Here is a 26,656-nt window from a genome sequence, read left to right as displayed (position 1 = left end):
ATTGGCAATGTCGCATATCTATTCAAACGAGTTCTTTGACTATATTGACCAGGGCGCCAGGCGGTCCGCAAACAGGCTAATTGCTTGCCTTCTAGGAAAAATCTCTGCGGACAGTGTCGTGGACTTTGGCTGCGGGCGGGGTGTGTGGCTGTCGGAGTGGCAGGCCGCGGGTTGCAAGGATATTGCCGGTGTCGATGGCGACTATGTGGATCGTGACAAGCTTGCGATACCGGCTGAGGCGTTTATCGGTGCAGATCTGTCCAAACCGGTCGAGCTTGGACGCCAGTTTGATTTGGCTCAGTCGCTTGAGGTCGGTGAACACTTGCCGCATGACGCGTCGGCCAGCCTGGTTCAGAGCCTGACCACACATAGCGATCTGGTCCTGTTCTCAGCCGCCGTTCCGGGGCAGGGCGGCGAGTTTCATATAAATGAACAGCGCCTGTCCTTTTGGCAGGGTTTGTTCGCTGAACGGGGATACACGGCCTATGATTGTTTGCGGCCTGAGATGTTCGGGGATCAATCGATCGAACCCTGGTATCGGTATAATTCTGTCCTCTATGCGAACCAATCAGGGGCAGTCCGGCTGTCTCAGGACGTGCTGGATACCAAAGTCGCGCCCGGCGCGTTGAAAGAGGTCGGCAGTTTAGGCTGGACCCTACGCAAGCTGGTTGTGCGTGCCTTGCCCCGGTCGGCTGTCACCGCTATCGCTCAGGTCCGGGCCTCTGTTATTGCAAGGTCATATGGCGACAAATCATGACGGAAAAAACATCTCGGCAGGAGTTTCTTTTTCTGTCCCTGCTTTGCATCGCTGCGTTGTTCTTGATCAATTGGCCACAGCTTTTCGACCCTTTCGTACGTCATGATGATTTCCCGGCGCTGCTGGGCTGGACCGAGATTGCCTACCACAAGGCCTTGGATGAAGGTCGTTGGTTGAACTACTGGTGGCAGTTCCGGCCATTTCTATGGCCCTCACAAATAAGCATGTATCTCTATAACATAGCCTGGGGCTTGTTCTCGGCTGCGGCAGCAGCCGCGATCATGGAGCGTTCGGACCCGATCTGGTACAAAGGTTATCTTGCGCTATTCATTGCGTTTTCGGTTCCAGCATTCCTGATTTCATACTGGTTCAACACGTTGCTGCCGGGGATCTGGGTTATCACCTTATACAGCCTGGCAGTTCTGTTTCTGCCGCATCGTGTGTCGCTGGCCCTTTTGGTTGTGGCAGTGCCCTTATCCTTCATGGCCTACACGACCTATCCGTTCCTGTTGCTGACACTGATCCTGCTGTCAAACAAGGCGCCAAAAACCTATACCAGCGTCGCTGTTACGCTGATCATTTTCTTTGTCAGCCTGGTTCTGGCGTTGCTGAGTGTTTACACCCTGAACTACTTTTATCATGGGATATTTGGTATTCCGGTTGCTGAATGGCGTGGGCCCAACGAAGTAAATTCGGTCGATGACCTGCTGCTGAACCTTACCAAGGTCAAAGTATTCCTCCGATCCATCATCTATACTATGGGCGGAGGGACAATCAGCTATGGCTTGATGCTCTTGGCCCTATTTGCAGGTGCCTGGGGGTTCCTGTTTACCCGAAGACGGATGTTTGCCGTCGCGATCCTGATGGCTGCACTTGCTGGTCTGGCACCGCTTATCCTCAAGGCGATTATGTCGGGGGTGCAGGTCCCTGTTCGGGCATTGAACTGGCTTTGGATCTTGTTTGGAGTCGTGCTCACCACGTGTGGGGTTCAGTTTCTGCAGTCTTCAAAAAGATGGTTAAGTGTTTCGCGTATCTTGTTGATGTGCGTGTTGATGATCAATTTGATGCTCATTGGCAAAACATCGTTTATGTTCATCCCGCCTTGGCAAAAAGCAACGCGCGCATTGGCGCAAAGCCTGCCTGAACAGGTCGAAACCGTATATATCTATGGGCATTTTCTTGGCGTGAATGGCGCGGCAGACGCCAGAGTTCAATTCGAACGGGGGCTGCGGTTGCGGTTAAAATATCTGACCGGGGCCGAGATCATCATGTGCTGGAAGCAGCCCGATAGATGCGATGGGATTACACCTCCGTTCGATCCAGGCGACTGGGTCTCGACGCCTGTTGTCGCATCATCTGGTGACCAGGCCTTTATCCTTTTGCCGCGTCCCAATCTGGGGCCCTGATCAAAAGGTGAGTTGTAACAGGTTTGAGAAAATTCTATGAATGCGCCCACTTGGGCTGTCCGGCATTCAAGGACACAGACCCCAACCCCTGTTGGAACACCCGGACATGATTGACCTGAGCGACCACAATCCCCTGCGAAAAAGTCGCAACTACCTGATTTATCAGCACCCCGAGGTCGAAGGGGCGCTGCTGAAAGTGCGGGTGGACGAACCTGTGCGTAGCCATTTTCTGCCGCGTTATGCCGAATGGCGTTATGGCAATCTGCGCCAATGGAACCGCGAAGCAAACGAATATCTGGCGGCGCTCAACCGTGGATGCCCTGAGATCGAAAGGTTGGCGCAATTCATGGGATATGCGCCAACATCAGCGGGCCCGGCGATAGTGGTGGAAAAACTGACCGGCCCGGACGGAGATCTTGCGCCAACCCTGCATTCGGAACGCGTCGCGCTGGCCAAAGATCACGCCGGACGTGAACGTCTTCATGCTGAATTGATGGAACTGTTTGACGATCTCGAAAGCGGCCGGATCATTGTGGGTGACATGGGGTTCGAAAACATCGTTCGTGCGCAGGAAAGAGGCGGCAAGCTGACCGTGATTGACGGCGTTGGCGAGAGGGTTCTTTTTCCGCTGTCACTGGTCAGCGAAACAGCGTTTCGCAAGTCAATCGACCGCCGGCGACAGAGGATGTCGAGTGGCTTTGGTTTAATGAAGACCTGACCACTAAACTGCTACGCGCAGGGGAAAGGCGCGTTCGACTTCTTTTGCTATCTCCGCAATCAGGGCTTTTGTCACGGCGTTGCGGTTGTTCATCTGAACCCGTGCGACATAGGCAAGCTCTGGAGGGTTTGGAAAGACATCGTTGATGACTTCCATGTCTGGTGTAATGTGCATCCCGTTCAATAGCGCTATGCCCAGCCCTGATCGAACAGCCGACTGGATTCCTGCTGCACTTGGACATTCCAGGATATTGTCAAAGCGGTGGTCCTGCTGCTGACTGTCTTCCATTCCCCATCTCCGGTAGAAACACTGTGTGTCAAAGGACAGAAACGGAACCGGTTCTGACAGATTCAGACGATAGTCGGGTGATTTGACCCAATGAAGGGAATCCTGAAACAGGATCAGATCTTCGGGCTGCACGTCGTTGCGAAATATCTGAATCACCGCCAAGTCTAATTCACCGGCCTTCAACCAATCCTGAACATTCAGGCTTTGACCAGTGCGGGTTCGTACGCGAACATCGGGGTACAGCCGCGTGAAACGTCCAAGAATTTGGGCGATCCCGCTGGTTGTCGCATCCTCGGTCATGCCAAGCCGCAAGTGGCCGGTGAGCGGCCTGTTACCAAGTGAGGCCACCGCTTCGTCATGCAGAGTGGTAATTCGACGGGCGTATTCACAAAGACGCAGCCCGTCTTCGGTGAACAGGGGGGCACCTTTGCGGCGAGTCAGCAGTTTGCAATTCAGTGCGCGCTCTAAACGGCCGATCTTATGGCTGACTGCCGATTGCGAAAGCGCAAGGTGTCGGGCCGCACTGGTCACACCACCATAGGTCGCGATTGCTAGCAGCGCGCGCAAAGCGTCTATTTCCAAACGTTCGTTCATGAATGCCCATGACAGATTTAGATCATTGAATGATAATCATTCATTTGCGGCAAAGGCAAATGTCAGATTAGGTATCGCGAACACAATGTTCGCGGAGCTTCGAAATGAACAATCTGTACCCGGAGGATATCACAGACTTCGAACATCAGTCGGCATGCAAATCTGGTCCGCTGACGCTGTCTTCTTCTTTCGGCAAAGGAAAGTGTAACTGATGACGGAAGACAGAACAGCTAACCGCCGCCTGACAACACTGTTTGAGATCACCGGATCGGTTCTGGCTATGGCTTATGCCTTGCTGATTGCTTCGAATATTGGCGCTGAGATTCTTGGATTCTCCCTACTGTTGGTGTCATCGGCGCTGTTTGCCGCATGGGCATTGATTGATCGGCGCTGGACGTTTTTGCTGTTGCAGGCGTTCTATGCGACCTCTGCCATTATTGGACTGATCCGTTGGGCATAAACTTGGTGTAGGGTTGCCGCCAGGAACTTGTTAGGACGGATCTATGACGGATCAGGACAGAATCGATATCGGCTTTCTGCTGTTTGATGGCTTTCCGATGGCTTGTTTGACATCGGTGATCGAACCCCTGCGGGCGGCCAATGAAATCGCAGGTCATCAAGCGTTTAGATGGTCGCTGGTTTCTGAACGTGGTCAAAAGGTTCAGTCAAGCGCAGGGGTTGGGTTCGAAGCAGATCGCGCGTTGGCGGACTGCAGGAATATCGACATTCTATTCCTGCTCAGCAGCCCGTCTTCGGTCTTTGACAACGCTGTTAGCGGCAATGCCTTGCTGCGTGGTCTTGGGAGGCACGGAACAGTTCTGGGCGGGATCAGCGGTGGCGTATTCCCTCTTGTGCGATCCGGTGCAATGGCAGGTCAGCCGGTCTCGGTCCACTGGTGCTATGAGGCGGCATTTGAGGCCGAGTTTCCCGATATGGACGCCCGGAGCGAAGTGATCGTGCGCACCGTGACGCGCTATACCGCCGCCGGTGCAGCGGCAGGGTTCGACCTGGCACTGCATTTGGTTCACGATCGCTTGGGCGGTGACATTGCGCATGAGGTTGCGTGCTGGTTTCAACATCCGATGATGCGCGGTGCGGCAGTGCGTCAGCAGGTGCCCAATGCGACAGCGCCGAAAACGGGAGACCGCCTTCCACCGCTTGTTTCACGCAGCGTTGAAATGTTTGCCGCCAATTTAGGTCAAGCGATCTCGATTGCTGAAGTTGCGAAACAAATGGGCGTCACACCTCGTCAGATCGAGCGGGCATTCAAACAGGCAACCGGACACAGCCCCAGCCATTATTACCGCGCAATGCGGATGAAAGCGGCGCGTCAGATGGTGGTTTATACCAAAGACCCCATTTCCCAGATCGCGGCCGCTGTCGGCTATGGATCTGTTGCGCCCTTGGTGACACATTACCGGTCGGCTTTTGGCCTGAGCCCCAGCGAGGACAGGCGCCGCATCAACCGTTTCCGGGTTGAGGATAACGCCCCTTTGCCCTCGGTCTAGGCGCTGACTAAAGCGCCGATCGCATCGCCGTCAGGATCGCATGGTGCAGAGATTTGGCGGACGAGCGCGGACCGTACAGGCTGTAGTGATCCGAATCACGACACAGCACGAAACAGCCAATATGGTGGATCGAGCTGCGCGCCGCCGTTCCCATAGTCAATATGCGCAGATCCAACTGGCACAAAAGCTCCAGCACTGCTTGAATGTTCGCACCAGCCAGGTCGAAACGCACCCAGGCATCGGTCTGTTCAGTGACAGAGGCCGCAGACCCAATGGCAGATTTTACTTGCGTAGCAAGGTCCTCGTGCGTGTCATGCGGTGCTTCAACCATCCATTGCTCTGGCCCCGCCCAAAAGGCGGTGATTGCGGTTCCTTCAAACCTCTGGACCTTTGGTGCCTCAGCGCCAATTAATTTCTTTAATGCGGCTTTGGCCGCTGTTTCCTGACCGAGCCGCGCCGCGACTGATGCCAACGCCACGTCCGGTATCTCGGAACAGGTGACAGGCCCAACCGTGTCTACCCGAGGGTCAGCCGCGCCGAGGGCGGTTATCGCAACCAGATTATCCACGCAGACGTTCTCCTTCCGGGTCAACGAAATGGGCCGAGACAATTTCCACCTCGACCGTCAGGTCCGTCAGCGGAGAGACAAGGCGCATTTTTTCGCCCAGCCTGTCGCCGCCGTTTTTCAACAGTCCCAGCCCAATGCTACTGTTCAGAATGGGTGAGTAGACGGCTGAGGTGACATAGCCCTGATCATGGGCTGCATCGACCGGGCCGTCAGTGTTCATCAGGTGGCCACCGGCGGTTACCTTGTTTTCAGGCTCCAACGGTTTGATCCCCACCAGCATCAGCGCGTCCGGTTGGTTCAGTGCCTCGCGTTCCGACAGGGTTGATCCGATGCTGTCCTTCTTTTTGGACACCATGCGGCCCATTCCCAGGTTCAGGGCGGTTGTGGTGCCGTTCAACTCGCTGCCTGCAGCATGGCCTTTTTCGACCCGCATGACGCCCAGTGCTTCGGTGCCATATGGGACAACGTCGAACTCTTCGCCCTCGGCCATCAGCCTGCGCATCAATGCGTCGCCATAGCGAGAGGGAACCGCGATTTCGAATGCCAGCTCGCCTGAAAAGGAAATCCGGAACAGCCGCGCCCGAAGGCCGTCGCACACGGTGATGGTTCCACAGGCCATAAAGGGGAAGGCCTCATTCGAGATGTCGAATTCCGGGTCGATGATTTTTCGCAGCAGCTTACGGGAATTGGGCCCGGCAACTGCATATTGCGCCCATCCTTCTGTGGTGGATATCAGCTGCACATCCATGTCCGGGCACAGGCATTGGCGCACGAATTCCATGTGGCGATAGACGACTACGGCATTTGCGGTCGTGGTAGTGACGACGAAATGATCCTCGGCCAGCCTTGCCGCTGTGCCGTCATCCATCGCCATGCCATCTTCGCGCAGCATCAGGCCATACCGGGTTTTGCCGACCGCAAGCTTGGCGAAACCATTGGCATAGACCCGGTTCAGGAACGCTGCCGCATCGGTACCCTGCACGTCGATTTTGCCCAATGTCGTGCAGTCGCACACCCCGACCGAGGCACGCGTCTGACGCACTTCACGGTCCACACTCTCGCGCCAATGGGTCTCGCCGGGCAGGGGGAACCACTGCGCGCGCAGCCAGTTGCCAACCTCGACAAACACCGCGCCGCGTTCTTCGGCCCAGTGGTGTGAGGGCGTCAGGCGGGTGGGGTGAAACTCTTTACCCTTCATCCGGCCTGCGAAAGTGGCAATCGGGACGGGGGTATAGGGCGGGCGGAAGATGGTGGTACCTGTCTCGGGGATCGACTTACCGGCCAGCTCGGCCATGATCGCCAGCCCGCCGATATTCGAGGTCTTGCCCTGGTCCGTGGCCATGCCCAGCGTGGTATAGCGTTTCAGATGCTCGACCGAACGGAAGCCCTCCTGATAGCTGAGACGGACATCCTTGACCGTCACATCGTTCTGCTGGTCCAGCCATGCGCGTTTGCAGCCCTGAACGTACCAGAATGGGGTCTGCGCGATGGGTGCGTCCTCGGCCTCAGGCAGATCGGGTTTGGCGTTGGTCAGGTCCAAAGCGGCGATTGCGGCCTCGGCGCCAGAGCGCAACGCGCCGTGGGTAGACATTTCGCCGTTTGCCGCGCCGGCAACGGACATGCCTACCGGCAGGTCCGCGCCGGGAACAAAGGCGGCCAGCGTCTCATCCCATGCGGGGCGGCCGCGCTGGTGGCAGGTCATGTGGACGTTGGGGTTCCAACCGCCCGAGACGCCCAAGGCACCGCATTCCAATGTCCGGGTTGAGCCATCGGGCAGGGCGACTTCGACAAAGCTCAGCCCCAGTCGGCCTTTGGTATTTGTGACCTGAGCACCCTGCAGAACTTCGTAGTCATGGCTGATGGGGGCGTCTTTGCGCACATCGATCACCGCAGTGATTTTGACACCTTTGGCGTGCAGATCAGCTGCGGTGCGGTGGCCGCCATCATTGTTGGTAAAGACCGCGACGCGCTGCGAGGCCGCCACTCCGAAACGGTTGGCATAGATGCGCAGGGAGCTAGCGGTCATGATGCCGGGGCGATCATTGTTCTCGAATGCGATTGGCCGCTCGGTCGCGCCTGCGCACAGCAGCGCCTTTTGGGTATAGATACGCCAGAGGATTTGCCGGGGTTTGCCTGCGGGCAGGCTGGGCAGATGATCGCCCGTACGCTCGACCGCGCCATAAATTCCGTGGTCAAACGCGCCGATCACCGTGGTGCGCGGCATCAGGCGCACATTGGGAAGCGCGGACAGCTCGGCCACAGCCTGCGCCGCCCAGTCAGACGCCGCAGCATCGTCTATGGTGAGTGTTTCGCTGTTCAGGCGACCGCCCAGGGCGAAATCCTCATCCGCCAGAATGACATCCGAGCCCGCACGACCCGCGGTCAAAGCCGCCATAAGACCGGCTGGTCCGGCACCAATGATCAGCAGATCGCAATGGCGAAAGCCCTTGTCGTATTCGTCCGGGTCCTCTTGCATCGAAAGCGATCCAAGCCCGGCTGCGCGACGGATTGTAGGCTCGTACAGCTTTTCCCAGAAGGCTGCAGGCCACATGAAAGTCTTGTAGTAAAAACCCGCAGACAGGAAGTTGGAAAACATGTCATTCACGGCCAGCGCGTCGAATTTCAAGCTGGGCCAGCGGTTCTGTGATCGCGCCTCAAGCCCCTCGAACATCTCGGTCACCGTGGCGCGCGTGTTGGGCTCTTTGTGGGCGCCGCTGCGCAGCTCGACCAGGCCGTTGGGCTCTTCGGATCCGGCGGTCAGAAGCCCGCGCGGGCGGTGGTATTTGAAAGACCGCCCGATCAGACGCACATCATTGGCCAACAGGGCCGAGGCCAGCGTGTCGCCGGGATGCGCAGTATAGCTGCGCCCGTCAAAGCGGAAGTTCAGCGTGGTGTTGCGGTCAATCTGTCCGCCGTTCAGCCGGTTCACCTGCGTCATTTGGAGCGCCCCCGTTCGCGGGCCACATCGCGGGCCAGTTCCACCTTTGAAATCTCGTGGGTGAGCGTGTTGCGCGTGACGACCAGCCAGGATCGGTCACCTGTTTCGTGGTACCAAAGCTCTCGGTGTTCGCCTGCCGGGTTGTCGCGCAGATAGGCATAGTCGTGAAAGGCCTCGACGGCATTTTCCGCCTGCCAATCGGGGCGATCAATCAGCGCGGCGTCACCCAGATAGGTGAATTCTGATGCATCACGAGGCCCAAGAAGGGGGTGGTTGATTATCATGTCTGGTGTCCCCTTTAATGCAGGTTGGGCTGATTGCCCGCGCCTTTTTCGTCGATCATCCGGCCGGTGCGGAACCGGTCCAACCGATAGGCCGTTGCGACAGGGTGCGGTTCGTCTTTTGCAAGCAGATGCGCAAAGCAATAGCCCGAAGCCGGAGTGGCCTTGAACCCGCCATAGCACCAGCCCCCGTTGAAATAGAGGCCCTCGACCGGCGTTTGGTCAATGATCGGTGAGCCATCCATCGACATATCCATCACGCCGCCCCACATCCGCAGCAACCGGGCGCGTCCGATCATCGGCATCAATGCCATGCCACCTTCGCAAACATCCTCGACCACGGGCAAGTTGCCGCGTTGGGCATAGGTGTTATAGCCGTCAAGATCGCCACCGAACACCAGCCCGCCCTTGTCGGACTGACTGACATAAAAATGCCCCGCGCCATAGGTGATGACACTGGGTAGGACGGGTTTTAACCCTTCAGATACAAAGGCTTGCAGAACGTGGCTTTCGATAGGCAGGCGCAGTCCGGCCATCCCCATAACGCGCCCTGAACTGCCCGCAACTGCGCATCCGACTTTGGAGGCGCCGATAAAGCCCTTAGTCGTTTCGACCCCAAGACATTTACCGTCTTCTATCCGCAGCCCGGTAACTTCACAGTTCTGAATAATATCGACGCCATGAAGGTCGGCTGACCGGGCATAGCCCCAGGCCACTGCATCATGGCGCACGGTACCGCCGCGCCGTTGAACAAGGCCGCCCTTGATCGGAAAGCGAGCGTCGTCGAAATTCAGATAAGGGTGTTCGCGCCGCACCTGATCTGCGTCCAGCAATTCGGCATCGGCCCCGTTCAGGATCATCGCATTGCCACGTCGCGTATAGGCGTCACGCTGACCGTCTGTATGGAACAGATTGACGATACCGCGCTGACTGACCATTGCGTTATAGTTTAGGTCCTGCTCGAGCGCTTCCCACAGCTTCAGCGAGAACTCATAGAACGGCTCATTCCCATCCAGCAGGTAGTTCGAGCGAATGATCGTGGTGTTTCGGCCCACATTTCCGCCACCGATCCAGCCTTTCTCGATTACGGCAACATTTCGTTGGCCGTAGATTTTGGAAAGGTAATGCGCGGTTGCCAGACCATGCCCGCCGCCACCGATTACGATGATGTCGTAATGGGCCTTAGGTTCAGGTTCACGCCAGACCGGTTTCCACCCTTTGTGGCCGGTTAGCGCCTCTTTGATAACTCGAAAGCCGGAATATCTCATGAATCGGACCTTTTCTTCCAAACTTCATTATTTTCGGGCGCAGCGATATCCCCATATGCGACATGGGTGTGTCTGAATCAGACCCTCAGGCACAAGAAATAAGGCCGGAAAACCAATCGGTGAAATCAGATACCTCGGCTGAGTTGCGAAGGACGGATAAAAAATAGCCCTCACAGGCGGGTGCGGAATCTTTGCTGGCAAGGCGGACTTTGCCCGATTTCAGGGCTTGCTCTGCGATGATAGAATTCACCAGCGCAACACCGCTGCCTGAAACGGCAAGTTGCAGGGCGAGGCCATAGGAATCCACAAAATATGATGGCTTGCGCAGTTTCTGGCCGGTGATTTCACCCCATGACGCCCAACTGTCCGATGTGCCAACGGATTCGATCAGGGGCAGTTCAAGCCAATTGCCGCTTAGATTCGGCGACACCACCGGGACAAGGCGATTGGGATTCAACGGTTTCGCATTTTTCCCGACTTGTTTTTCTGAACCAAAGCGTACCTCAATATCTGCGCGCGATGCTGCGTATTCGTCAGGCCAGATCGTGCTGACAAATCGGAGTGAGGTTTCCGGGTGCTGGGCCTGAAATTCGGGTAATGCCGGCGAGATGACCCATTCGATGATGCTGATAGAGGCTGCCACCGTGATATGGCGAGCTTTTTCTTCGGCCAAATAGGGTGAGGCTGCGGAGTGCAACATATCCAAGGCTGCCTCGACTTGTGGCAGCAGCTTCCGCCCTTCATCCGTCAAAGAAAGACCGCGCGCGTGGCGGTGGAACAGAACGACGCCCAGACGGGTTTCCAAGGCTTTGATTTGTTGGCTGACTGCGGATTGCGTCAACCCGATCTCATCTGCCGCCGCGGTCGAACTGAGCCGCCGCGCGGCCGCTTCGAACGACCGAAACCACGTTAGAGGAGGGAGTGTTTTTGCCATCGGTAACCGACCTATTAGTGCTATTAATACCTAAGGCTCAAGTTCTTTCGTTTGTCAAAAGATGTTTCTAACGGTGATATTTCCTCAAGCAGATTTGGGGAGACGGCAGTGCAGCCAAATATCAGAAAAATAGTGACTTTCGACGAAGAGGTTCTGGTTGAAGGATTTCGGGCAGCGGAACGCCCGTGGCGCATGTTTGCCGTAGCGGCGGTTGTGTCGAACCCCTGGGCTGGCCGGTATGTCGAGGATCTGAGGCCGGAAATTCTGGCCTATGGACCTGTGCTGGGGCAAATGTTGACTGACCGGATGGTCACGCTTGCAGGCGGCGGCGAGGTGATCGAAGCCTATGGCAAAGCGGCGGTTGTTGGGCTGGATGGCGAGGTCGAACATGCCTCGGGCCTGATCCACACGCTGCATTTCGGGAATTACTATCGTCAAGCGGTTGGGGCCAAGTCCTATCTGTCCTTCACCAATACCCGCGGTCCGGCGAACACTCCGATCATGGTGCCCATGATGGACAAGAATGATGCCGGGCGTAGATCGCATTATCTGACGCTGCAGTTTGCAATCCCCGACGCACCGCGCGCGGATGAAATTGTGGTCGTGCTGGGTGGCGCAACCTCGGGCCGTCCCCATCATCGGATCGGCGACCGTTATCAGGACCTCAAGGATTTGGGCCATGACGTCGACAACCCGGCCTCGGTCTGAACTCAGCACCCTGGCGGTGATTGATCAGGGCCAAGGGCCGCTGGTTATTCTGCTGCACGGGGTTGGCCTGCGGGCCGAGGCGTGGGGCGCGCAGATCGACGCCCTGGTCGCTGCGGGGTATCGTGTCTTGTGCCCGGATATGCCAGGACATGGTCAGTCGAGCTTTGATCATCCGACTGGCTTGGAGGCCTACGTGCACCGCACGGCGTCCGTGCTGACAGAGCCCGCTGTCTTGATCGGCCATTCAATGGGCGCCCTGATAGCGCTCCGACTGGCGGCGGATGTGCCAGATAGCGTTCTTGGCGTTGCGGCATTGAATGCGATCCATCGGCGTCCGGTTGCCGCGCACAAGGCCGTCGTCGCACGTGCCTCGGCCTTGGAGGTATCGGGGCCAAATGATCCCACGGTCACGTTGCAACGTTGGTTTGGCGAAGCCTCGTCCGCCGAGCGACAGGCCTGCAGGCGCTGGCTAACTGAGGTTGATCCGGCGGCCTACAAATCCGCGTATACCGCTTTTGCCGAAACGGACGGTCCTTCCGATGATGAACTGGCCCGTATCGCTTGTCCCGCCTTGTTCATGACCGGCGCGGATGAGCCGAATTCTACGCCTGAAATGTCTCGGGACATGGCGCGTTTGGTTCCCTCGGGACAAGCGTCAATCATCGCAGGTGCCGCACATATGTTGCCGATGACTCATCCCGCCGAAGTAAACGCACAGCTGTTGGAATTTGTGGGGGGGTGCCAGCCATGACAAGTATGGACCCCCGAGCTTTGCGTGACGCCTTTGGCAGCTTTATGACCGGGGTGACAGTGGTGACGGCACGGGACGAGCACGGTGCGCCGGTCGGGTTCACCGCAAACTCGTTTTCGTCTGTGTCACTTGACCCGCCATTGCTGCTGGTGTGTCCGGGGAAGTTTCTGTCCAGCCACGAAATTTTCGCCAACTGCACCCGGTTTGCGGTGAATGTGCTTGCAGATGGACAGCAAGAGATATCGAACACTTTCGCTGGGTATAAAGGGGACCGGTTTGCAAAGGTCGCGCACAGCAATGGCCTTTTTGATCTACCCCTAATCGACGGGGCGCTGGCGCAGTTTTGCTGCAAGACCCATCAGGTCCTTCCCGCCGGTGATCATACCTTATTGATCGGTGAGGTGGCAGAGTTCTCGCACTCGGTCGGGCAGGGTCTTGGATATGTCGGAGGGTCGTATTTCAGCCTGGGGCTCGAACGTGAAATCGACGCCATGGTACCGACGATCTGCGGCGCGATCATCCGCAAAGATGACAGTGTTTTGCTGGAGCAGAGCAACGGTGCCTATCGTCCCATTCAAATCGCCGGGGTTGAACGCGGCGGGCAGCGAAACCGGTTGACCCAGGGCCTGTCCGAACGTGGACTGAAGGTCGAGGTCGAACAGGTCTATTCCTCATTCGACGATGCGGAAACAAAGCAGCATTACACCTATTTTCTGGCCAGCTGTTCCCGACCAACGCCGCTTGAGGGCGCCGAATGGATCAGAACGGATGACCTTCCGAACCTAAAATACGTGTCCGGTGGTGTCCGCCACATGATGACCCGCTATGCGATGGAAGCCAAAGAGGGGGATTTCTCTCTCTACCTAGGTGACGCCTCTCAGGGCGACATTCACAGCTTACGATAAAGGAGCAGGTCAATGGAATTTTCCCTGTTTGCCCATATGGAACGTTTGTCGCCAGATCAGCCGCATGACGTTTTGTATGACGAATTCGTCAGCCTTGTGAAAATGGCGGACGAGGGCGGGATGCGCGCTGTCTGGACTGGCGAGCATCACGGGATGGAGTTCACCATCGCGCCCAACCCCTTTATCTCGCTAGTCGATCTGGCTCATCACACCCGGAATGTACGGCTGGGGACGGGTACGGTAGTCGCCCCGTTCTGGCATCCGATCAAATTGGCCGGAGAGGCCGCCGCGGCAGATCAGATTACCAAAGGCCGGATCGAGCTGGGGATCGCACGCGGCGCATATTCTTATGAGTATGAGCGCCTGATGCCGGGGATGGATGCCTGGGAAGCGGGCCAACGGATGCGGGAAACAACCCCTTTGCTTCCGCGAATCTGGCAGGGCGATTGTGCGCATGAGGGTGAGTTTTATTCCTTTCCGGCAACCACATCTGCGCCGAAACCGTTTCAGAAAAACGGTCCGCCGATCTGGATCGCAGCGCGGGACCCCAATAGTCATGAATTCGGTGTCCACAACGGGTTTAACATCCAGGTCACCCCCCTGTGGCAGGGCATGGAAGAGATTGAAACGCTGATGGACCGCTTCAATGCAGCCTGCGACAGCCATACCGGACCGCGCCCCAAAATCATGCTGTTGCATCACACATATGTCGGCAAAGACGCAGACGATGTTGCACAAGGCGTTCAGGAATTGCGCCGGTATTACAACTATTTCGGTGCCTGGTTCATGAATAAACGCCCGGTCGCACACGGTTTGATCCAACGGATCAACCAGGACGAGATGGATGCAAACCAGATGTACACAAGTGATAAGCTGGCGCGCGACCTGACGGTTGGTACAGCGCAGCAGGTTATCGACCGGATCAAACGTTATGAAGATTTGGGCTATGATGAGTTTTCGTTCTGGGTCGACAGCGGGATGACGAACGAGCGAAAACGTGCCTCTCTGGCGCGGTTCATCGACGATGTCATGCCAGCCTTTCAGTGAGGAACACTATGGGAAATCTACCGCATTTTCAGCTTTTCATTGATGGCGCCTGGTCTGAGGGGGCGACGTCTCAGGTTATGACATCTGCAAATCCCGCAACTGGGCAGGGGTGGGCTACGTTTTCCTGTGCGGCACCTGAGGATGTCGACAGGGCAGTCGCCGCCGCCAAACGTGCGCTTGATGATCCGCAATGGCGCGACATGACGGCCACAGCGCGCGGCAAGCTTCTTTATCGCCTGGCCGACCTGGTTGCCGAAAACGCTGCACGGCTTGGGGAATTTGAGACAACAGACAGCGGCAAACTGCTGGCAGAAACCTCGGCGCAAACTGGGTATGTCGCGGATTATTACCGCTATTTCGCAGGGCTTGCGGATAAGGTTGAAGGGACGGTTCTGCCCATCGACAAGCCGGATATGCATGTGTTTACCACGCGCGAACCCATTGGTGTTGTCGCGGCTATTGTGCCTTGGAATGCACAAATGTTCCTGACAGCGACCAAGTTGGGCCCGGCGCTTGCGGCTGGGTGTACCGTCGTGCTGAAGGCGTCCGAAATCGCACCCGCCCCGATGCTGGAATTCGCGCGTTTGATTGAACAGGCAGGATTCCCCGCGGGCGTTGTCTCGGTCATCACCGGGGATGCGGAAAACTGTGCAATTCCACTAACCCGCCATCCCGATCTGGATCGCATCGCCTTTACCGGTGGCCCCGAGACAGCGCGCCATGTGGTCAGGAATTCCGCCGAAAACTTCGCCGTCACCTCGCTGGAGCTTGGTGGCAAATCGCCGATACTTGTTTTTGAAGACGCGGATCTGGATGGGGCCGCAAATGGCCTGATCGCTGGAAACTTTGGCGCGTCGGGGCAAAGTTGCGTTGCGGGCACGCGCGGGCTGGTGCAGCGATCCGTTCTGCAAGATCTGATCGGCCGCATCAAAGAAAAGGCGGGTGCAATCGTTCTGGGTGACCCGCTGGAGGCCGGTACCCATGTCGGACCGCTATGTACCATGGCGCAAGTGAACAAGATCGAAGAGACCCTGGCCAAGTCAGCGGAGCAGGGGGCCGTGGTCCATTTCGGAGGGCAACCTGCGGATCGGCCCGGCAATTACATGAACCCAACCCTGGTCGAGTGCATATCGCCCGAGACCGAGACGTTGAAAGTTGAGATGTTTGGCCCGGTCATGTCTCTGCTGCCATTCGATACCGAAGAAGAGGCCATCGCGTTAGCCAACAGCACAGTCTTTGGGCTGGGTTCAGGTGTGTTTACGCAGAACCTGGCGCGGGCGCATCGGGTGTCCAAGCGGATCAAGTCCGGGATTTGTTGGGTTAATACCTATCGCGCGATCTCTCCTATCGCGCCGTTTGGCGGGTTCAATCAATCAGGGTATGGTCGTGAAGCCGGGGTTGAAGCCATCCTCGATTACACCCGGACCAAGACCATCTGGATCAGCACCTCGCAAGAGCCGATGGCGAACCCGTTTGTGATGCGCTAGGTCTGTTGTCAGACAGATATCGGAGCGCGGTCATGAAGTTGAAACATCCGAATTTTAAACCTCCGGCAGACGCAAATGACCGGAAGGAGATCCCTCCGGTCATTTGCTATCCGCCCGAAACGATGCCGCAACCTGATCTGGTTGCGTTGACCGACCTGAGGCAGCATGCGGTGAAAACCGCCGAAGTCATGGCAGCCCCGCGTGATGCAGCCTGTATTGAAGTGCCCGCGGGGGCCTTTATTCGGGTGGTGTCGGTCGATGGCGCGCAGGTCGGTGATCTGAACATGTGGAACAAGCACGACCTGACCGAACGGTTCTATTCCGGCAAAACCCGCGCGCTGCATGGCACGCATCTGTCGACCGGGGATCGGATGTGGTCAAGATTTCCAAATATGCGACCCATGGCGACCATCGTCACGGATACTCTGGATTGGTATGGGTTCGATTCATACGGCGGATCCGTGCATGACGTAATCGGGACCCGCTGTGACCCCTATACCGGGCGATTGCTGTCTGGCGATGACTACCATTATTGCTGCCATTCCAACCTGACACGGGCATTGGCCAGCCATTGTGGCCTGCCGCTGCATGAGGCCGAAATGCACGTCCACGACGTGTTGAACGTCTTCATGTGCACCGGATTTACGCAGGACACAGGCCAATACTTCATGAAGGCAAGCCCGGTGCGTCCGGGTGATTATCTGGAATTCTACGCCGAGATTGACCTGATCGTCGGCCTTTCAGCTTGTCCCGGGGGCGATTGCTCGTCCGAGCATTCCTCGGACGCAGCCGCTTGTTATCCATTGGTTATGGAAGTCTATGACCCCGGTGAAGACATCCGAAACGCGCATATTCAGCCCAAGCGATCTGCTTATGATCGCACCCATGGGGCAGGTTAAGAGGTCAGGCGTAGCCCAAGCCGGTCCAGCATCCGACAGCATAGGTCGAGCTGTTCGATCTCGACGTACTCATCTGCTTTATGGGCCTGTGTGATCGAGCCGGGACCGCAGACAATCGCATGGGTGCCAAGCTGCTGAAACAGGCCAGCTTCAGTGGCGAATGACACAACACCTGTTCCGTTCGCCCCAGTCAGCTCGGCAACCAGTTTGCGGGCGGCGTTTTCTTCCATTGGCTCAAGGCCTGCAACCTCGGCCGTGATATCCTGCGTGATGCTGGCTTCACTATGGACGGCCTGCATTTCGGGTAGCAGGCTGTGGGTCACATAGTCAGACAGGGTTTGCTTGACGAAATCCGCATCGCTGGCCTGAACCGGGCGCATTTCCCAGCCGACATCGGCTTTGCTGGCAATGACGTTATGGGCGACGCCGCTATTGAAGAACCCCACGTTTATAGTGGTCCAGGGTGGCTCGAAGGGGCTGTTTGTTGGCGCGCGGGATTTCAATATCTGACGCAGTTCCAGAAGTTTTCCTACATAGCGTGCCGCGTATTCCGCCGCATTAACCCCATCATCCGGGGCCGAGCTGTGTCCTTCGAGCCCGACAAATCGTGTCGTGTATTCATAGCACCCCTTATGCCCTTCGATCAGGCACATTTCGGTGGGCTCTCCGATTATTGCGATATCCGGCACTATTCCTCGTTCGGAAAGATCGTTCACCATGTTCTGCGCGCCCAAACATCCGGTTTCTTCATCATAGGTGAAGGCAAAGTGCAGCGGTTGGGTCAGTTTTCTGGCATCCAGCGTTTCGGCAAGTGCAAGTGCGGCGGCGATGAAGCCCTTCATGTCACAGGTGCCACGTCCGTAAAGTCTGCCATCTTTCTCGGTCATCAAAAACGGGTCTGATGTCCAGTTCTGATCCGCGACGGGAACCACATCCGTGTGGCCGGATAACAAGATGCCGCCGGGAATGTCTGGGCCCATGGAAGCAAATACATTGGCCTTGGTGCCAGTATCATCCCGGGTTTCGATGCAGCGTGCACCCAAGGCCTGCAACCTGTCCCTTAGATAGCTGATGATCTTAAGATTGCTGTCTGCAGATACCGTTTCAAACGCGATCAGATCGGCGAGGATATCTTGGGTTCTTTGCAGGGTCATGGCTTTACAAACAGCTTTCTTGGGCGGTTACAGAAACATTCGGCAGGACCGGTATCGGTGATCAGGATCGACTCGGTGATCTCTAACCCCCAGTCATTCAACCAGAGGCCAGGCATAAAGTGAAACGTCTTGCCAGGTTCCTGGATTGTCTCATCCTCGGGACACAGAGATATCGTGCGCTCACCCCAGTCCGGGAGATAGCTCAGACCTACTGGATAGCCACAGCACGCGCGGCTTTCAATGTGGACGTATCTGACAATCAGGCATCCACACTGTACGTCGTTCCCATTTGTATCCTGATTGCGTCCCCACTAGATCGGGTCTGCGTCATGAAAGACCGAAACGCCCTGATGGACGTAGAACGACCACCCCTCGTTTCCGGTTAGCCACGTCATGTTCGAAGGATCTTCGAAGAACAGCGCGTCCAGCCCGGCCTTGGCCACGGCTTTTCGTGATTGGACAGACGACGGTCATATTCCCCCCGAGTGAATGCCGGATTCACTTGGCTCATCGGATCCTCGTGTCGTGATTAGAGACGTGTTGACAGAACTTTACGAATCCGATCACGTCAATGGACAACTCAGGAAGGAAATACTGTTGAAACTCAGTTCAAACCCACACCGCGGCAAGGAAAAATTGATTCCTGATGCTCCATTTCCTTCGATAAACGCGGCTCGCGTAGCTGATTTGTTAACAGTATGCCCTGCAGCAGCGGAAACCAATCTGGTAGAAGCCAAGGATTTGGCCAATGTCGCCGATCTATGGGTCAAAGATGAGCGTGGGCGTATGAACCTCGGGTCATTCAAGGCTTTGGGGGCTGCCTATGTCATCGCCCGTCACGCTGCTGATCTGGCGCAGACACCGGATGAGTCTACTTTACGCGGGAAAACCTATGTCACCGCTAGCGCGGGTAACCACGGGATGAGTGTAGCAGCAGGTGCACGGATATTTGGGGCTGATGCAGTGGTCTATATCGCCGAAACCGTACCTGAAAGTTTCGCGGAACGCCTTCGTGCGCAAAAAGCCAGGGTCGTTCGTCAAGGTACGGATTATGCCGCCAGTATGGAGGCTGCTGGCAAAGCGGCGCAGGATAACGGTTGGACATTGCTATCTGACAGTTCGTGGGACGGGTATTACGAGCTGCCGCACACCCTGATGGAGGGATATCTGCAGTTGGCTGCAGAGGCGGTGCGCCAATGCCCAAATGCGCCCACGCATATCATTTTGCAGGCCGGGGTAGGTGGGCTAGCAGGGTCGGTTGCAGCTTATGCGCGCCATGCCTGGGGTGATGGACCCAAAATCATTGTCGTGGAACCCGAAGCGGCCCCTGCGTTGCAAGCCAGTATCGAAGCAGGTACCTGCGTCTTTGCGGATGGGCCTGACAGCATCATGGGGCGGCTGGACTGTAAAGAACCATCGCTGATCGCGCTGAATGGTCTGGCGCGGGATGCAGACTGTTTTCTGACGCTCTCGGATGACGACGTGGTGCGGTATTTACCGGCCATGGCAGAGGCTGGGTTGGCGACAACTGCTTCGGGCGGGGCGGGCGTCGCAGCAGCGATGAATGCAGATGTCTGCGAGGCCCTGAACATTGGAAGCGATGCCCAAGTTCTGTGCATTTTATCCGAAGTACCGGATTGAAGAAGGCCAAGAAGCATCTGAATCCTGCCCTGGAATAAGCGCAGGAAGCGGCAAGTTAAGAGGGTGCAACTGCCCCCAAAGGCAGAATCCGATTGCGCCTGAAAACGCGGGGTTCGCAAATCCGTACCTCTGCCCTATCAAAATGAGATTAATAGCCCCCCAAAGCGCGGTTTCTAGATTGGATTGCACCAGATAATTTTGGCGTTTTCCAATCGGTCAAGGAATTTCGACATGCGAATCTCTCAGCAACTCAGTATCGATGTCGAGGTCTGGGCTGGGAGATGCGGCGGTTTAAATAGCAATTATAACCCATTTAAATAATTAGATTTATGTTGTTGATTGGGAAGTTAAATAGAGGCGAATGAAGCAAGTTAATTACGCCATTCAAGGCCTTGCGTTGCGGACGAGATATCGAAATATCAGTTGAGCTGAAGTGAATTACAGGATTCTTTGTCGCCTAGCTGTCACATTTATGGTTGCGTGGTTGGTCCCCCATGTCCTTAAATAGGGTGGACTGGTCTTTGAGATCCGGATGAACCGGGCAAGCAAAGACCGCACAGGGGAGCCAAGTTGGTAATGTCAAATGACGCAGCGTTCGTCGAATTTCAGCGTGTTCAAAAATCTTATGACGGCGAGATACTCGTCGTAAAAGACCTTAATCTCTCGATGCCAAAGGGTGAGTTTCTAACTATGCTCGGCCCCTCGGGGTCAGGCAAGACAACTTGCCTAATGATGTTGGCCGGATTTGAAACCGCTACTCATGGCGAAATCATGTTGGACGGACGCCCGATCAACAACATTCCACCACATAAGCGCGGGATTGGCATGGTGTTCCAAAACTATGCATTGTTCCCGCATATGACTGTGGCTGAAAACCTTTCGTTCCCGCTTGAAGTGCGCAACATCGGCAAAAGCGATCGGGAAGAAAAAGTGAAGCGTGCGCTGGATATGGTCCAGATGGGCGCCTTTGGCAGCCGTCGTCCGGCGCAACTGTCCGGCGGTCAGCAGCAGCGGATCGCCTTGGCCCGTGCTTTGGTGTTCGAGCCTGAGCTAGTTTTGATGGACGAACCGCTGGGCGCGCTGGACAAGCAATTGCGCGAACATATGCAGTTCGAGATTACCCGTCTGGCGCATGAGCTGGGGATTACGACAGTTTACGTGACCCACGACCAGACAGAGGCGCTGACGATGTCGGATCGCGTGGCCGTGTTCGACGACGGACGCATCCAGCAGCTTGCGCCGCCGGATCTGCTCTATGAAGAGCCCGAAAATAGCTTTGTTGCCCAGTTCATTGGTGAAAACAACACCTTGGAAGGCGCTGTTAAGTCAATCGACGGCGACTCGTGCGTGGTTGCACTGGATGATGGATCAGAAATTGACGCCAAACCGGTCAATGTCAGCGCTGCTGGTGAACGGACCAAAGTTTCAATCCGCCCCGAACGGGTGGAGTTCAACAAAGATCGCCTGCATGCCGATGCGCATACGCTAAAGGCGACTGTCAAAGAATTCATCTATATGGGTGATGTCTTCCGGTTCCGCCTATCTGTGGCGGGCAATGAAGACTTTATCATCAAGACCCGAAACGCTCCCGATGCGGTTCGGTTGTCGCCCGGCCAGGAAGTTGAAATCGGTTGGTTGGCCCATGATTGCCGGGCACTTGACGCCTGATGAAGAACGTCCCCTGGTGGATCGCTGGGGGGTAAATGGCGGCCGGGTTGCCCCGTGATCCGGTCTGTTCAGAAATTTACGGGTATAACAGGGAGTTAACAATGAAAGTTAAAACCACTTTGATGGCAAGCGCCATTGTTGCCGTGGCCGGAGGCGCCATGGCCGAGGAGATGACGATTGTCTCGTGGGGCGGCGCCTATTCCAAGTCACAGCTGAAGGCGTATCACGAGCCCTATTCTGAAAAGAGCGGCATCACTATCCTTAACGATGACAGCTCGGCCGAAGCGGTTGCCAAGCTGCGCGCGATGAACGAAGCGGGCAACATCACCTGGGACGTAGTGGATGTTGTTGCTGCGGACGCAATTCGTCTGTGTGACGAAGGTCTGGCGATGGAGATCGACCCCGACACCATGCTGGCCCCGGCGCCCGACGGCACTTCGGCTGCCGATGATTTCGGTGACCTGCTGGTCAGCGAGTGCTTTATCCCGCAGATCGTGTATTCGACTACATTCGGCTATCGTACAGACCTGGTAGGTGACACACCTCCGACCGATGTCTGCGCCGTATTTGATCTGGAGGCCTATCCGGGCAAGCGTTCACTGGAAAAGCGCGCCATCAACAACATGGAATGGGCGCTGATCTGTGACGGCGTCGCCAAAGATGACGTTTATGACGTTCTGGCGACCCCTGAAGGTCAGGATCAGGCGTTGGCGAAACTGGGAACCATCAAGGACAACGTCGTCTGGTGGTCCGCGGGTGCCGACACGCCGCAGCTTCTGGCCGATGGCGAGATCATCATGGGCTCGACCTATAACGGCCGTCTGTTCAGCGTGATCGAAGAGCAGAAGCAGCCCGTTGCCATGCTGTGGGACGCGCAGATCTTTGACCTGGACGGCTGGATCATCCCCGCCGGTCTGAGCGAAGAGCGTCAGCAGCGTGCGCTGGACTACATCATGTTCGCAACGGACACGCAGCGTCTGGCGGATCAGGCTAAGTACATCTCGTACGGTCCGGCCCGTGCCTCTTCGGCTCCGCTGGTTGGTCAGCATGCCGAGCTTGGCATCGACATGGCGCCGCACATGCCGACCGATCCGGAAAACGCCAAGAACACGTTCCTGTATAACTACGAGTTCTGGGCGGATTACCGCGATGACATCGAAGCGAAATTCCAGGCTTGGCTTGCGAAATAATCGTTTGATTTCATGAAACAGTCGGGGGCGGTGCGCCGCCCCCAGACCCAAGCAGAGTCAAGGGGCACAAATGACTGACGCAAGCCAAAATGCGGGGCCGATGCTGGCAGCGGACGGAACGCCGCTCAAGCAATCGCTGGCACGTTCACTGCGGCGGCAGAAATTACGAGCATTGATGCTCGTCGCTCCGCTTCTGCTATTTGTCATGTTTTCCTTTATCGTGCCGATTGCTTCAATGCTGTTCCGCTCGGTTGAAAACAGCATGGTTTCAGAGACCCTCCCGCTTACTGTGGAAGCCCTGCAAAGCTGGGACGCCCAAAGCGGTGAGCTTCCGGACGAAGCAGTATACGACGCATTTGTTCGCGACATGGTCGTTGCCGTTGATAGCAAAACCCACACCCGCCTTGGCTCGCGTCTGAACTACGAAGAGACTGGCATGTCTTCTTTGTTCCGCCGCTCTGGCCGGAAAATGGGCAAGCTTGACCCTGAAACCGATGGACCGTTCAAGGAACAGATCATAGAGATTCACGAGGGCTGGGGCGATCCTAAGACATGGGCAGTGATCAAGACCCATTCGCCAACGGTTACCAATGGTTATTTCCTGAACGCGGTCGATATGCGCCGCACGCCCGAAGGCGCGCAGTCGCAGCCTGAAGACAAGCAGATTCTGATCAAGCTGTTTGGCCGCACATTGTTCATGTCGCTGGTGATTACGGTGTCCTGCATCTTGTTGGCCTATCCGGTTAGCTACCTGCTGGCGACCCTGCCGATGCGGGTGTCGAACCTGCTGATGATCCTCGTTCTCTTGCCTTTCTGGACCTCACTTCTGGTGCGGACCTCGGCGTGGAAAGTGATGTTGCAACAGCAGGGCGTGATTAATGAAACATTGGTCTGGCTTGGACTTGTGGCCGATGATGCACGACTGGTGATTATCAATAACCAGATCGGCACGATCATTGCGATGACGCATATCCTGCTGCCGTTCATGATCCTGCCGATGTATTCAGTGATGCAGACGATCCCGGTGACTTACACGCGCGCGGCGAAATCCATGGGCGCGACCAACTGGACGACCTTCTGGCGTATCTACTTCCCACAATCCATTCCGGGTATCGGAGCGGGCTCGATCCTCGTGTTCATTCTGTCGATCGGTTACTACATCACGCCTGAAATCGTTGGCGGCACAAAAGGTGTCTTCATCTCGAACCGGATTGCCTATCACATCTCGTCCTCGCTGAACTGGGGGCTGGCTGCGGCCTTGGGTACAATCCTGCTGGGTGTCGTCATGCTGCTCTACTGGGTCTACGACAAGATCGTGGGCATTGATAATGTGAAGTTGGGATAATCGACATGGCTGCACTTACACCGATATCCCGCAAACCGCTCTCCATGGTTCTGCCCAGTGTCGCCTTGGCGGGTGCCTTCGCCGGCGTCTTTGTCGGCGCGGGCAACGGCTCGATCCTTTTGGGCATTCTGGGTGGCGCAGCTCTGATCGCCGCGCTGGCCTGGGTCTACATCAACGTTCTGAAGAACGAAAAACTGGCGCGCTGGATCAATATCCTGGGTTTCGGCGTCATCGGTTTCCTGTTGACAGGTCCGATGGGTGGCATTCTGGGCCTGTTGGGCGGTTGGTTTTTTATCTTCTTTATCTATTGGCTCTATGAAGGCCGGTATCGTCGCAAACTGCTCAGCTATCTGACGCCAAAACAGGTGTTCTATCACTATCTGTTCCGGGTTATCTGCGGTGCGATCTTCGTGTTCCTGATCACTCCGATCCTTGTGGTTCTGCCGCTGTCGTTCAACGCGCAGGACTTCTTTACCTTCACCCCTGAGATGCTGAGTCTGGACCCCGAAGGATATTCGCTGAAGCATTACCGCGATTTCTTCACCAACAATGAATGGCAGCGCAGCTTCAAGAACTCGCTGATCATCGCGCCGATTGCGACGATCATCTCGGTCTCGCTGGGCACGTTGGCGGCCATCGGCCTCAGCCAGAGCCACGTACCCGGCCGCCGCGTCATCATGGGCGTCCTGATCTCGCCGATGATCGTGCCGTTGATCATCTCGGCCACCGGCATGTTCTTCTTCTACAGCGATATCGGCCGCTTCATGGAAGGTACGCTGGGCATGAACAAGAACTTCGTGGGCTATGTGAAAGTTGTCCTTGCCCACGCCGTTCTGGGCATCCCTTTCGTCATCATCACCGTGACTGCGACGCTGGTGGGCTTTGATCGCTCTCTGACGCGGGCGGCGGCGAATATGGGCGCGGGCCCGGTGCGGACATTCTTCAAGATTCAGATGCCCCTGATCCTGCCGGGCGTGATCTCGGGCGGCCTCTTCGCCTTTATCACCTCGTTTGATGAGGTGGTTGTGGTGCTGTTCGTTGGCTCTGCCAGCCAGAAGACACTGCCATGGCAGATGTTCACTGGCCTGCGCGAACAGATCAGCCCGACCATTCTGGCGGTAGCGACTATCCTAGTGGTGATCTCGATTGCGCTGTTGACCACGGTAGAGCTGCTGCGGCGGCGGTCTGAACGCATGCGGGGGCTCAGTCCCGCTTGACGCGACTCACAAGGTGATTTAGCGATTTCACCATGCACCCCGGTCACGATGGCGTCGTGACATCTAGGCGGGTGCATGGCTCTCGGTTCCCGAGGCCGCTTGTCCTGAACGCCGGGACTTGTGGCCGGGCTTTGCCTGTCCGGCATCGAGGAGAGACCAAAATGAATGATCTAAACAATCGCCCCGAATTCTTTACCTGCCACAACGGTGACAAGGCGCCTTTGCCCTTTAGTAAGGCAGAATATGCACGCCGTCTGGCCAGCTTGCGCGCCACGATGGCCGCCCGCGATATTCCAGCAGTTCTGCTGACTTCCATGCAAAACATCGCCTATTACTCGGGCTTCTTGTATTGCTCGTTCGGGCGTCCCTACGGTTGCGTTGTCACTCAGGACAAATGCACCACCGTGTCGGCCAATATCGACGCCGGCCAGCCTTGGCGTCGCTCGGTTGAAGACAACGTGATCTATACCGACTGGAAGCGGAACAATTACTGGCGCGCGGTGGCTGATCTGATTGGATCAGCCGGTCGGGTCGGGATCGAAGGCGATCACATGACACTGGCAATGCGCGACACCGCACTGGATATGCTGGGCCAACCTGAACTGGTTGATATCGCACCCGACACAATGGCCGCACGCATGGTGAAATCCGCCGAAGAGATCGCGCTTATCAAAGGCGGCGCACACACAGCAGATGTGGGCGGCGCAGCCATTCACGCGGCGATCCGCGAAGGCGCGAACGAGATCGATATCGCCATGGCCGGCCGTGACGCGATGGAGGCCGAGATTGCTCGTGCTTATCCAGAAGCCGAGTACCGCGACACCTGGGTCTGGTTCCAATCCGGCCTGAACACTGATGGCGCACATAACCCGGTCACCAAGCGGGCGCTGCAAAAGGGCGATATCCTGTCGTTGAACACATTCCCGATGATCTCGGGCTATTACACTGCGCTGGAACGCACCTTGTTTTTGGGCGAACCCGACGCTGACAGCCTGCGCATCTGGAAGGCAAACGTCGCCGCGCATGAGTTGGGGCTGAGCCTGATCAAACCGGGCGCGACCTGCTCGGGGATCACGGCTGAGATCAACCGTTTCTTCGCCGACGAAGGCCTGCTGCAATACCGGTCCTTTGGCTATGGCCATTCCTTCGGCATACTCAGCCATTACTACGGTCGTGAAGCGGGTCTTGAACTGCGCGAGGATATCGACACGGTTTTGGAACCCGGCATGGTCGTGTCCATCGAGCCGATGCTGTGGATTCCTGAAGGACAGCCCGGTGCCGGTGGCTATCGTGAGCATGACATTCTAGTGGTCGAAGAGGCCGGTGCCGAGAACATCACCGGCTTCCCCTATGGGCCAGAACACAACACGATCAGCGCCTGATC

25 protein-coding genes and 1 pseudogene are annotated in these 26,656 nt (G+C 56.6%); 17 read left to right on the top strand and 9 right to left on the bottom strand.

What is annotated here, in order from left to right:
• Nucleotides 1–7: 7 nt before the first annotated feature.
• From AC2FJV_RS03405 to AC2FJV_RS03395, 3 genes are read left to right on the top strand one after another with little or no spacing between them, the layout of a single operon-like run.
• A complete protein-coding gene (locus tag AC2FJV_RS03405; protein WP_142634211.1) occupies nucleotides 8–757 on the top strand; it encodes a methyltransferase domain-containing protein in 750 nt (249 codons plus the stop codon).
• Nucleotides 754–2,163 (top strand): hypothetical protein, encoded by a 1,410-nt coding sequence (locus AC2FJV_RS03400; protein ID WP_496712621.1) that lies wholly within the window; start codon nucleotides 754–756, stop codon nucleotides 2,161–2,163. Before AC2FJV_RS03405 ends, AC2FJV_RS03400 begins: the two co-directional genes overlap by 4 nt.
• Nucleotides 2,164–2,203: 40 nt before the next feature.
• Entirely contained in the window at nucleotides 2,204–2,881 is a 678-nt protein-coding gene (locus AC2FJV_RS03395; RefSeq protein WP_281994715.1) for a YrbL family protein, read from the top strand.
• A gap of 3 nt (nucleotides 2,882–2,884) precedes the next feature.
• Here AC2FJV_RS03395 and AC2FJV_RS03390 read toward each other — a convergent pair whose 3' ends face one another.
• Entirely contained in the window at nucleotides 2,885–3,763 is an 879-nt protein-coding gene (locus AC2FJV_RS03390; RefSeq protein WP_271946738.1) for a LysR family transcriptional regulator, read from the bottom strand.
• Nucleotides 3,764–3,974: 211 nt separating this feature from the next.
• Between AC2FJV_RS03390 and AC2FJV_RS03385 the strand changes: the two genes are divergently transcribed.
• On the top strand, nucleotides 3,975–4,223 hold the full coding sequence (locus tag AC2FJV_RS03385) for a hypothetical protein (protein WP_142634203.1): 249 nt from the start codon (nucleotides 3,975–3,977) through the stop codon (nucleotides 4,221–4,223).
• Nucleotides 4,224–4,266: 43 nt separating this feature from the next.
• On the top strand, nucleotides 4,267–5,271 hold the full coding sequence (locus AC2FJV_RS03380; protein ID WP_496693249.1) for a GlxA family transcriptional regulator: 1,005 nt from the start codon (nucleotides 4,267–4,269) through the stop codon (nucleotides 5,269–5,271).
• Nucleotides 5,272–5,278: 7 nt separating this feature from the next.
• Here the strand turns inward: AC2FJV_RS03380 and AC2FJV_RS03375 are convergent, their stop codons facing one another.
• The 5 genes from AC2FJV_RS03375 to AC2FJV_RS03355 all read right to left on the bottom strand — a co-directional run bounded on the left by AC2FJV_RS03375 (nucleotide 5,279) and on the right by AC2FJV_RS03355 (nucleotide 11,260).
• The gene (locus AC2FJV_RS03375; RefSeq protein ID WP_496693248.1) at nucleotides 5,279–5,839 is read right to left on the bottom strand and encodes a sarcosine oxidase subunit gamma; all 561 of its coding nucleotides are present in this window, start codon (nucleotides 5,837–5,839) and stop codon (nucleotides 5,279–5,281) included.
• Nucleotides 5,832–8,777 (bottom strand): sarcosine oxidase subunit alpha family protein, encoded by a 2,946-nt coding sequence (locus AC2FJV_RS03370; RefSeq protein ID WP_496712619.1) that lies wholly within the window; start codon nucleotides 8,775–8,777, stop codon nucleotides 5,832–5,834. Before AC2FJV_RS03370 ends, AC2FJV_RS03375 begins: the two co-directional genes overlap by 8 nt.
• Entirely contained in the window at nucleotides 8,774–9,061 is a 288-nt protein-coding gene (locus tag AC2FJV_RS03365) for a sarcosine oxidase subunit delta (RefSeq protein WP_271946753.1), read from the bottom strand. The genes AC2FJV_RS03370 and AC2FJV_RS03365 overlap by 4 nt, the downstream gene beginning before the upstream one ends.
• A gap of 14 nt (nucleotides 9,062–9,075) precedes the next feature.
• Entirely contained in the window at nucleotides 9,076–10,326 is a 1,251-nt protein-coding gene (locus AC2FJV_RS03360; RefSeq protein WP_271946755.1) for a sarcosine oxidase subunit beta family protein, read from the bottom strand.
• 85 nt (nucleotides 10,327–10,411) lie between these two features.
• Nucleotides 10,412–11,260, bottom strand: a complete 849-nt coding sequence (locus AC2FJV_RS03355; RefSeq protein ID WP_281972198.1) for a LysR family transcriptional regulator — start codon at nucleotides 11,258–11,260, stop codon at nucleotides 10,412–10,414.
• 108 nt (nucleotides 11,261–11,368) lie between these two features.
• Here AC2FJV_RS03355 and AC2FJV_RS03350 point away from each other — a divergent pair, with 108 nt between their 5' ends.
• Genes AC2FJV_RS03350 through AC2FJV_RS03325 form a run of 6 tightly spaced genes read left to right on the top strand, consistent with a single transcriptional unit; the run spans nucleotide 11,369 to nucleotide 17,057 of the window.
• Nucleotides 11,369–11,968, top strand: a complete 600-nt coding sequence (locus AC2FJV_RS03350) for an amino acid synthesis family protein (protein ID WP_142634190.1) — start codon at nucleotides 11,369–11,371, stop codon at nucleotides 11,966–11,968.
• Nucleotides 11,940–12,719 carry an alpha/beta fold hydrolase gene (locus tag AC2FJV_RS03345; protein WP_496693245.1) on the top strand — a complete coding sequence of 260 codons (780 nt, stop codon included), beginning with the start codon at nucleotides 11,940–11,942 and terminating at the stop codon, nucleotides 12,717–12,719. The genes AC2FJV_RS03350 and AC2FJV_RS03345 overlap by 29 nt, the downstream gene beginning before the upstream one ends.
• Nucleotides 12,716–13,624, top strand: a complete 909-nt coding sequence (locus AC2FJV_RS03340; RefSeq protein ID WP_271946765.1) for a flavin reductase family protein — start codon at nucleotides 12,716–12,718, stop codon at nucleotides 13,622–13,624. Before AC2FJV_RS03345 ends, AC2FJV_RS03340 begins: the two co-directional genes overlap by 4 nt.
• 12 nt (nucleotides 13,625–13,636) lie before the next feature.
• Nucleotides 13,637–14,671, top strand: a complete 1,035-nt coding sequence (locus AC2FJV_RS03335; RefSeq protein WP_496712617.1) for an LLM class flavin-dependent oxidoreductase — start codon at nucleotides 13,637–13,639, stop codon at nucleotides 14,669–14,671.
• Between the two features lie 8 nt (nucleotides 14,672–14,679).
• Entirely contained in the window at nucleotides 14,680–16,158 is a 1,479-nt protein-coding gene (locus tag AC2FJV_RS03330) for an aldehyde dehydrogenase (RefSeq protein ID WP_281972196.1), read from the top strand.
• A 32-nt stretch (nucleotides 16,159–16,190) separates the two neighbouring features.
• Nucleotides 16,191–17,057 carry an urea carboxylase-associated family protein gene (locus AC2FJV_RS03325; RefSeq protein ID WP_496712615.1) on the top strand — a complete coding sequence of 289 codons (867 nt, stop codon included), beginning with the start codon at nucleotides 16,191–16,193 and terminating at the stop codon, nucleotides 17,055–17,057.
• Here AC2FJV_RS03325 and argE read toward each other — a convergent pair.
• The 3 genes and pseudogenes from argE to AC2FJV_RS03310 form a co-directional block, all read right to left on the bottom strand.
• Nucleotides 17,054–18,211 (bottom strand): acetylornithine deacetylase, encoded by a 1,158-nt coding sequence (gene argE / locus AC2FJV_RS03320; protein ID WP_496712612.1) that lies wholly within the window; start codon nucleotides 18,209–18,211, stop codon nucleotides 17,054–17,056. The genes AC2FJV_RS03325 and argE overlap by 4 nt on opposite strands.
• Nucleotides 18,208–18,453: pseudogene (locus AC2FJV_RS03315) on the bottom strand (ectoine hydrolase DoeA); the annotation flags it as partial. The gene argE and the pseudogene AC2FJV_RS03315, both read right to left, overlap by 4 nt.
• Nucleotides 18,454–18,522: 69 nt before the next feature.
• Nucleotides 18,523–18,654, bottom strand: coding sequence for a hypothetical protein (locus AC2FJV_RS03310; protein WP_425595910.1), 132 nt, complete (start codon nucleotides 18,652–18,654; stop codon nucleotides 18,523–18,525).
• Nucleotides 18,655–18,808: 154 nt separating this feature from the next.
• Between AC2FJV_RS03310 and AC2FJV_RS03305 the strand changes: the two genes are divergently transcribed.
• From AC2FJV_RS03305 to AC2FJV_RS03280, 6 genes are all read left to right on the top strand, one after another.
• A complete protein-coding gene (locus AC2FJV_RS03305; RefSeq protein ID WP_496712610.1) occupies nucleotides 18,809–19,852 on the top strand; it encodes a pyridoxal-phosphate dependent enzyme in 1,044 nt (347 codons plus the stop codon).
• Nucleotides 19,853–20,428: 576 nt separating this feature from the next.
• Nucleotides 20,429–21,520: an ABC transporter ATP-binding protein gene (locus tag AC2FJV_RS03300; protein ID WP_142634174.1), complete on the top strand. Its 1,092-nt coding sequence runs from the start codon at nucleotides 20,429–20,431 to the stop codon at nucleotides 21,518–21,520.
• 101 nt (nucleotides 21,521–21,621) lie between these two features.
• Complete coding sequence (locus AC2FJV_RS03295) at nucleotides 21,622–22,710, top strand: extracellular solute-binding protein (RefSeq protein WP_142634172.1); 1,089 nt, start codon at nucleotides 21,622–21,624, stop codon at nucleotides 22,708–22,710.
• A gap of 70 nt (nucleotides 22,711–22,780) precedes the next feature.
• Nucleotides 22,781–24,055 carry an ABC transporter permease gene (locus tag AC2FJV_RS03290; protein WP_271946783.1) on the top strand — a complete coding sequence of 425 codons (1,275 nt, stop codon included), beginning with the start codon at nucleotides 22,781–22,783 and terminating at the stop codon, nucleotides 24,053–24,055.
• A 5-nt stretch (nucleotides 24,056–24,060) separates the two neighbouring features.
• Nucleotides 24,061–25,272 carry an ABC transporter permease gene (locus AC2FJV_RS03285; protein ID WP_271946786.1) on the top strand — a complete coding sequence of 404 codons (1,212 nt, stop codon included), beginning with the start codon at nucleotides 24,061–24,063 and terminating at the stop codon, nucleotides 25,270–25,272.
• Between the two features lie 161 nt (nucleotides 25,273–25,433).
• Complete coding sequence (locus tag AC2FJV_RS03280) at nucleotides 25,434–26,654, top strand: aminopeptidase P family protein (protein ID WP_496687834.1); 1,221 nt, start codon at nucleotides 25,434–25,436, stop codon at nucleotides 26,652–26,654.
• Nucleotides 26,655–26,656: the final 2 nt, after the last annotated feature.

Source organism: Ruegeria sp. CDSA241 (genome assembly GCF_059611265.1).
This window is presented reverse-complemented; position numbering and strand designations above follow the sequence as displayed.

Bases quoted from the DNA above. Each gene is read 5' to 3' on its own strand.
- AC2FJV_RS03405 (WP_142634211.1), top strand. From the start codon at position 8: ATGTCGCATATCTATTCAAACGAGTTCTTTGACTATATTGACCAGGGC.
- AC2FJV_RS03400 (WP_496712621.1), top strand. From the start codon at position 754: ATGACGGAAAAAACATCTCGGCAGGAGTTTCTTTTTCTGTCCCTGCTT.
- AC2FJV_RS03395 (WP_281994715.1), top strand. From the start codon at position 2,204: ATGCGCCCACTTGGGCTGTCCGGCATTCAAGGACACAGACCCCAACCC.
- AC2FJV_RS03390 (WP_271946738.1), bottom strand. From the start codon at position 3,763: ATGAACGAACGTTTGGAAATAGACGCTTTGCGCGCGCTGCTAGCAATC.
- AC2FJV_RS03385 (WP_142634203.1), top strand. From the start codon at position 3,975: ATGACGGAAGACAGAACAGCTAACCGCCGCCTGACAACACTGTTTGAG.
- AC2FJV_RS03380 (WP_496693249.1), top strand. From the start codon at position 4,267: ATGACGGATCAGGACAGAATCGATATCGGCTTTCTGCTGTTTGATGGC.
- AC2FJV_RS03370 (WP_496712619.1), bottom strand. From the start codon at position 8,777: ATGACGCAGGTGAACCGGCTGAACGGCGGACAGATTGACCGCAACACC.
- AC2FJV_RS03365 (WP_271946753.1), bottom strand. From the start codon at position 9,061: ATGATAATCAACCACCCCCTTCTTGGGCCTCGTGATGCATCAGAATTC.
- AC2FJV_RS03360 (WP_271946755.1), bottom strand. From the start codon at position 10,326: ATGAGATATTCCGGCTTTCGAGTTATCAAAGAGGCGCTAACCGGCCAC.
- AC2FJV_RS03355 (WP_281972198.1), bottom strand. From the start codon at position 11,260: ATGGCAAAAACACTCCCTCCTCTAACGTGGTTTCGGTCGTTCGAAGCG.
- AC2FJV_RS03345 (WP_496693245.1), top strand. From the start codon at position 11,940: ATGACGTCGACAACCCGGCCTCGGTCTGAACTCAGCACCCTGGCGGTG.
- AC2FJV_RS03340 (WP_271946765.1), top strand. From the start codon at position 12,716: ATGACAAGTATGGACCCCCGAGCTTTGCGTGACGCCTTTGGCAGCTTT.
- AC2FJV_RS03335 (WP_496712617.1), top strand. From the start codon at position 13,637: ATGGAATTTTCCCTGTTTGCCCATATGGAACGTTTGTCGCCAGATCAG.
- AC2FJV_RS03330 (WP_281972196.1), top strand. From the start codon at position 14,680: ATGGGAAATCTACCGCATTTTCAGCTTTTCATTGATGGCGCCTGGTCT.
- AC2FJV_RS03325 (WP_496712615.1), top strand. From the start codon at position 16,191: ATGAAGTTGAAACATCCGAATTTTAAACCTCCGGCAGACGCAAATGAC.
- argE (WP_496712612.1), bottom strand. From the start codon at position 18,211: ATGACCCTGCAAAGAACCCAAGATATCCTCGCCGATCTGATCGCGTTT.
- AC2FJV_RS03300 (WP_142634174.1), top strand. From the start codon at position 20,429: ATGTCAAATGACGCAGCGTTCGTCGAATTTCAGCGTGTTCAAAAATCT.
- AC2FJV_RS03295 (WP_142634172.1), top strand. From the start codon at position 21,622: ATGAAAGTTAAAACCACTTTGATGGCAAGCGCCATTGTTGCCGTGGCC.
- AC2FJV_RS03290 (WP_271946783.1), top strand. From the start codon at position 22,781: ATGACTGACGCAAGCCAAAATGCGGGGCCGATGCTGGCAGCGGACGGA.
- AC2FJV_RS03285 (WP_271946786.1), top strand. From the start codon at position 24,061: ATGGCTGCACTTACACCGATATCCCGCAAACCGCTCTCCATGGTTCTG.
- AC2FJV_RS03280 (WP_496687834.1), top strand. From the start codon at position 25,434: ATGAATGATCTAAACAATCGCCCCGAATTCTTTACCTGCCACAACGGT.